This is a genomic window from Sporomusa sp., assembly GCF_035561255.1.
GTDB lineage: Bacteria > Bacillota > Negativicutes > Sporomusales > Sporomusaceae > Sporomusa.
The window spans coordinates 1-5,804 of sequence record NZ_DATMXX010000239.1; the positions used below are offsets into that span (position 1 = coordinate 1).

Sequence of the window (5,804 nt, forward strand, 5' to 3'; positions counted from 1 at the left end):
CTGTAAAATGGCGAAATATCCAAAAAATATGTTTTATAAATATTGCACTGGGAGAGGATTTTTATGCAGAAAAAACTAGTAGCGCTGTTGATTCTGGCAGCCATGCTGGCTATAGTAGTTGCCGGGTGCGGTTCGAATAAACCCGCACAGCAGGCAGCGCCTCAAGCAGCAGAGAAAAAGCCGGTCATTATTGCTTATACCCCATGGACTGGATATGGCGCCCTGTTTGTCGCTAAAGAGAAAGGCATGTTCAAAAACAAGGGTGTTGACGTGGAATTGCAGTCTATTGAAGGTGTTGGTGACCGTAAACAAGCACTGGTAGCTGGTAAAATTCAAGCGATGGCTGCATCACTTGACGTATCGGTTTCGGCTGCCGGCGAGGGTGTGCCTATGAAGTTCGTCTGGGCATTTGATGCATCCAATGGGGCGGATGGTCTTATTGTAAAGAAAGGCAAGGGGATCGAAACCGTTGCTGATCTTAAAGGGAAAGAGGTTGCCTTCCACCGTGGTTCGGCAGCGCACTTCTTCTTAAATACCTTGCTTGAAAAGAATGGTCTTAAAGACAGCGATATTAAGGCTGTCGATATGAAGGCCAGTGAAGCCGCTGCGGCATTTATGGCCGGCAAGGTAGATGCCGCTGTTACCTGGGAACCGCATCTTGGCAAAGCCAAGGCTGCGGGTGAAACGGTTCTGGCCACGACCAAAGATACCCCTGGCCTTATTGCGGATGTATTGGCTTTCCGTGAGGACATTGCAAAAAATAATCCTGAAACCGTGCAAGCCGTAGTGGCTGCATTGGCTGAGGCTACAGAGTTTATGAGCAAAAATCCTGAAGAATCCAATAAAATTCTGGCAGCTGCTTTTAAGATGAAACCTGAAGAGGTGGCCGCCGATATTCAAACCGTTAAATTTTATGGCTTGAAAGATAATTTAGAGTTCTATGGTACCAAGGAAAAGCCTGGAGCTATTTATGAGGTAGGCAACAGGGCCAGTGAGTTCTACATCAAACTCAAAATTTTATCTCAGGCTCCTGACTTAAGCAAATACATCGACGACACTTTTATTACCAAGGTTAAGTAGTAGTAAGGGCTATGAGGCCGTGCTAGAGGCGTTAGCGTTTCTACGCGGTCTTTTTTATCCATTAAGGAGGCGGAATTATGGTCAAGTGCAAACTTTTAACACCCAAAGCTGAAATTGCCGCGCCGCTGTATGTAACCTTGAGCGCATTGACCTTTGTTCTGTTGGGAGTCATATGGTCGGCGCTTACTTACAGCGACCTTATTCCACCCATGTTCTTACCCCCGCCAGACAAGGTTGTTAAAGATAGTATATTACTGTTTACTGAATTCAATTTGATTGATGACATATCAGCCAGTGTTTTCCGGGTTACTGTCGGCTTTTTGCTGGCAGCAATCATTGCTGTACCGCTGGGTATTCTGATGGGCAGCCTCAAGGTATGTGAGGCGCTGGTTGAGCCGCTCTTAAGCTTTATCCGGTATATGCCGGCATCGGCGTTTATACCGCTCTTTATCCTATGGCTGGGTATTGGCGAGAGCGAAAAAATTGCTGTTATCCTTTTTGGAACCTTTTTCCCGCTGGCACTGATGGTTATGGATGTCACCAAGAATGTGTCCCACGACCTCATCGATACCTCATATACATTGGGAGTGTCGCGTATTGGCGTGTTTCGCCGGGTTATATTGCCGGCAAGTCTGCCAGGTATTGTTGATACCCTGAGAATCGCATTTGGCTGGGCCTGGACGTACTTAGTTGTCGCCGAGATTGTGGCTGCCGGCTCTGGCTTGGGGTATATGATTATGCAGTCACAGCGGTTTTTAAAGACAGGTAATATTATTGTAGGCATTATTGTGATTGGCGTAATTGGCATTGTTATTGATGTATTATTTAAATGGCTGTATGCCAGGATGTTCCCCTGGATGGGTAAAGGAGGCCGGTAGTATGACTGAGAAGGCGCAGGATAAATTGATCATTGAGGGCGTCAGTAAAACATTTACCGGTAAAGAACGTCAGGTTACGGCCCTGGCAGAGGCTAGCTTTACCGTCAAACCCAGTGAATTTGTTACCATCCTCGGACCGTCAGGCTGCGGCAAATCAACCATATTAAAGATTGTTGCTGGTCTGGAATCTCCCACTTCCGGCCGGGTACTCTTAAATGGCCGCGAGATAACAGAACCCGGACGCGACCGGGGCATGGTGTTTCAGACCTATACCTTGTTTCCCTGGCTTTCAGTGCGGGAGAATATAGAATTTGGCCTGGATGTTGCAGGAAAAACCAAACAGGAACGCCAAGAGGTATCAGAGCACTATATTGAAAAAATTGGCCTCAGAGGCTTTGAAAGTTTCTTCCCCCGTGATCTGTCCGGCGGTATGAAGCAGCGGGTGGCTATTGCCCGTGCCTTGGCTAATGACCCTGAGGTGTTGTTAATGGATGAGCCGTTCGGCGCCCTGGATGCACAAACCCGCACCGTGATGCAAGAACTGCTGCTGGATGTCTGGGATGAATCTCATAAAACAATCCTCTTCGTCACCCATGATGTCGATGAAGCCGTCTTTATTGGCGACACGATCTATGTCATGACCGCCCGGCCGGGGAGGATTAAGGCCCGGATTGAGGTTGACCTGCCGAATCAGCGAACCTTTGATCTGAAATTGAGTGAAGAGTTTACTCAGATTAAGCGCCAGGTCATGGGGCTTATCAGGGAAGAAGCCTGGAAAGCTGCTAATACCAATACATAATGTGCGGAGGGACAGCTTGCTATGAAAAACTTATCCAGGATTACCGAAACATTCTCCGAATCAGTGATCCGTGAAATGACCAGAATCTGCGATGAGGCCGGTGGTTATAACCTGTCGCAGGGCTTTCCGGATTTTGAAAGCCCGAAGGCCATTCAGGAAGCCGCCATTCGTGCGATCTCAGCCGGGTATAACCAATACCCTGTTACCTTTGGCGAGCCTGAACTCAGAGAGTCTATCAGCCGCAAGGTACGCCGGTATAATCATATTGAGTGTGATCCGGCCACAGACATTACAGTTACCTGTGGCGCTACTGAGGCCATGATTGCTACCCTAAAGGCATTGATTAATCCCGGGGATGAGATCATTATTTTCGAACCCTTTTATGAAAACTATGGTCCTGACTCGATCTTGTCAGGCGCAACCCCACGCTATGTTACATTGTATGGACCGGAGTGGCACTATTCATCTGAAGAATTGGCAGCTGCTTTTAATGAAAAGACCAAGGCAATTATTATTAATACACCCAATAACCCGACAGGCAAGGTGTTTACCAGGGCTGAACTTGAGGAAATCGCCGGACTGGCTATTAAATGGGATACCTACGCTGTTGCCGATGAGATATATGAGCATATCCTCTACGATGGTGTCGAACATATATCCATTGCATCACTGCCAGGCATGGCTGAACGGACAATCACCATCAACTCTATTTCCAAGACCTATTCGGTTACTGGCTGGCGGGTAGGATGGGCCATTGCGGCGCCCCCGATTACTAAGCGGATCCGGAAAGTGCACGATTTCTTTACCGTCGGTGCACCAACCCCTTTCCAACATGCCGCTGCCGAAGCCATGACTTATGGCCCGGAATACTATGAAGGGCTCAAAAACCATTACGCCGAAGCCCGTAATTATATTCTGGGGGCACTCAGGTCTGCTGGTTTTCAGTGTGAATTCCCTAAAGGTGCCTATTATGTGCTTGCCGATGCCAGTGGTATTATGGAGCGGTTAGGTCTTACCGACGATACCGCCTTTAGCCGCAAGCTGATTGAACTGGCTGGTGTTGCTACTGTACCTGGGTCCTCATTCTATGCTGAAAGGACAAAAGGCAGCCACCAGGTCCGCTTCTGTTTCTGTAAAAAATGGGAGACGCTGGAGAGTGTTGCCCATGCATTGGCAACCAAGCTGCCAAAGTAAATATATTTTTAAATATAAGCATAAGAACTGTCACCCCGCCAATACTAAGATTGAATAAATTCAATCTTAGTAACGGAAAGGGTGACAGTTTTGCGCATTAACAGTCCTTTAACAAGAATCGCAAGTGTTCTCCTCGTTCTGTTTGTCATAGCCGCTGTTTTGTCTGGTGGCTGCGGCACAGCGAATAAACCGGCTCCCAAGCCTCTGGATCAAGGCCAGCAAACACCTGGAGCGCCTGGCAATGTTACGATGCCACCCCGTATGGTGGTTGGCTATTACGAGAACCCCTGGCCGGGAACACCTGACCAAACAGGCTCTTTTCCCAGCATGAAGGCACATGCTAAGAGCTTGTCGGCAGTCGGCCCCTTCTGGTACAGAGCAACCCAAGACGGCACTCTTGAAGCCAAAGACAGCCAGTTGGTCTATGATACCGCCCGGCAGTTAGGTCTGAAAATGTATCCGTTAGTGACAAATAAAACCGGATCTACCGATACTGTGCTTGGCGATCCGGCAGTGCGTACCAAGGTAACTGACAGTATTGTCAAAATGGTACAGGAAAAAGGCTATGACGGCATTAATATCGACTTTGAGCTGCTTCCGCCCAAACATAAAGACAACCTGACCGCTTTTATGGCTGAACTGTACCCTAAGATGAAAGCCATTAATAAGACGGTGATCATCTCGGTATTCCCCAGGGTCGAAGTGGCGGAAGATGTATCCGGCGCGTATGATTACCCGAAGCTGGCCCCCAATACGGATTTTCTGCAGATTATGACCTATGATAACCACTGGGCTACCTCAGAACCAGGTCCGGTCGCCCCTGTGGAGTGGTTTGAGAAGAATGTTAAGTATGCCATTGAGCAGTCCGGAGGCCCGCATAAAGTCATAATCGGCATTAGCGCCTATGGGTATGATTGGGTCGGCAAAGAGGGCGAGACAGTTAAATATGTTGATGCCATTGTTTTGGCTGAAAAAAATGGTGCTAAAATCAACTATGATGAAAAAGCGCAGGCACCGTGGTTCAAATACAAAAATCATGAAGTGTGGTTTGAAAATGACAAAAGTACTGCCGCCAAGCTGGATATTGTGGCTAAATATAAACCGGCCGGTATTGCTGTTTGGCGTCTGGGCCAGGAGCAGCCAGAGATTTGGGGCATAATTGACAAGAAGTTTCCCAAAGAACAGTAATGCAAAACCTGTCGCTTAGGCGGCAGGTTTTGCTTGCCATAGAGCGAATAGTATTTGTAGTAAAAGGTTCATTAGAAAAGTCAGGCTGTTTGGTGCGAGGAGGACATAACCCGTAGTCGTACTGGCAGTGCCAGTGGGAAAGTCCGCAAGAATAACAATAACGTCGTCTATGAACCCCTTGGGCGGCAAATGTCTGGGCAGTGATTCGTTGTAACAGCATCGCACAGTTGGGCGTTTATGATGAGCTGTGAGGAGTGAAGAGCATGGCTGTTGTTGAAGTTACCATTGCCCCGCTGGGCACAGGTTCGCCCAGTGTCAGTCACTATGTGGCCGGTTGCCACAAAGTACTTGAACAGGCCACAGGCCTTAAATATCAGCTAACGCCAATGGCGACTGTAATTGAAGGTGACCTTGACCGCATTCTGGCGATTATTCGACAAATGCATGAAACACCGTTTAGCCGCGATGCACAGCGGGTTATGACCACAATCAGGATTGATGACAGGCGGGACAAAGAGGTGACAATGGCCGGAAAAATTAAGGCAGTCACCGATAAACTGTAACGGTTCCGACTTACAAATTCACCAAAAATGCTTGACCTTTTAATCTGGTTTTTGTTATACTTCAAGACAAGCCCCCGGCGACAGGGGGCTTGTCTTGTTATG

General features: G+C 48.0%; 6 protein-coding genes. All 6 read left to right on the top strand.

All coding sequences use genetic code 11. From position 1 onward, the window contains the following. Nucleotides 1–63: 63 nt before the first annotated feature. The 6 genes from VN379_RS13465 (at nt 64) to VN379_RS13490 (ending at nt 5,702) form a co-directional block, all read left to right on the top strand. A complete protein-coding gene (locus VN379_RS13465; RefSeq protein WP_325534645.1) occupies nt 64–1,080 on the top strand; it encodes an ABC transporter substrate-binding protein in 1,017 nt (338 codons plus the stop codon). Nucleotides 1,081–1,157: 77 nt separating this feature from the next. Further along, nucleotides 1,158–1,958, top strand: a complete 801-nt coding sequence (locus VN379_RS13470; RefSeq protein ID WP_325534647.1) for an ABC transporter permease — start codon at nt 1,158–1,160, stop codon at nt 1,956–1,958. Nucleotide 1,959: 1 nt separating this feature from the next. After that, nucleotides 1,960–2,757, top strand: coding sequence for an ABC transporter ATP-binding protein (locus tag VN379_RS13475; RefSeq protein WP_325534649.1), 798 nt, complete (start codon nt 1,960–1,962; stop codon nt 2,755–2,757). A 21-nt stretch (nt 2,758–2,778) separates the two neighbouring features. After that, a complete protein-coding gene (locus VN379_RS13480) occupies nt 2,779–3,951 on the top strand; it encodes a pyridoxal phosphate-dependent aminotransferase (RefSeq protein WP_325534651.1) in 1,173 nt (390 codons plus the stop codon). An 81-nt stretch (nt 3,952–4,032) separates the two neighbouring features. Beyond that, nucleotides 4,033–5,139, top strand: a complete 1,107-nt coding sequence (locus VN379_RS13485) for a glycosyl hydrolase family 18 protein (RefSeq protein ID WP_325534653.1) — start codon at nt 4,033–4,035, stop codon at nt 5,137–5,139. A gap of 263 nt (nt 5,140–5,402) precedes the next feature. Beyond that, complete coding sequence (locus VN379_RS13490) at nt 5,403–5,702, top strand: MTH1187 family thiamine-binding protein (protein ID WP_325534654.1); 300 nt, start codon at nt 5,403–5,405, stop codon at nt 5,700–5,702. Nucleotides 5,703–5,804: the final 102 nt, after the last annotated feature.

Coding starts and splice junctions, on each gene's coding strand:
- VN379_RS13470 (WP_325534647.1), top strand. CDS start 1,158: ATGGTCAAGTGCAAACTTTTAACACCCAAAGCTGAAATTGCCGCGCCG.
- VN379_RS13465 (WP_325534645.1), top strand. CDS start 64: ATGCAGAAAAAACTAGTAGCGCTGTTGATTCTGGCAGCCATGCTGGCT.
- VN379_RS13490 (WP_325534654.1), top strand. CDS start 5,403: ATGGCTGTTGTTGAAGTTACCATTGCCCCGCTGGGCACAGGTTCGCCC.
- VN379_RS13475 (WP_325534649.1), top strand. CDS start 1,960: ATGACTGAGAAGGCGCAGGATAAATTGATCATTGAGGGCGTCAGTAAA.
- VN379_RS13480 (WP_325534651.1), top strand. CDS start 2,779: ATGAAAAACTTATCCAGGATTACCGAAACATTCTCCGAATCAGTGATC.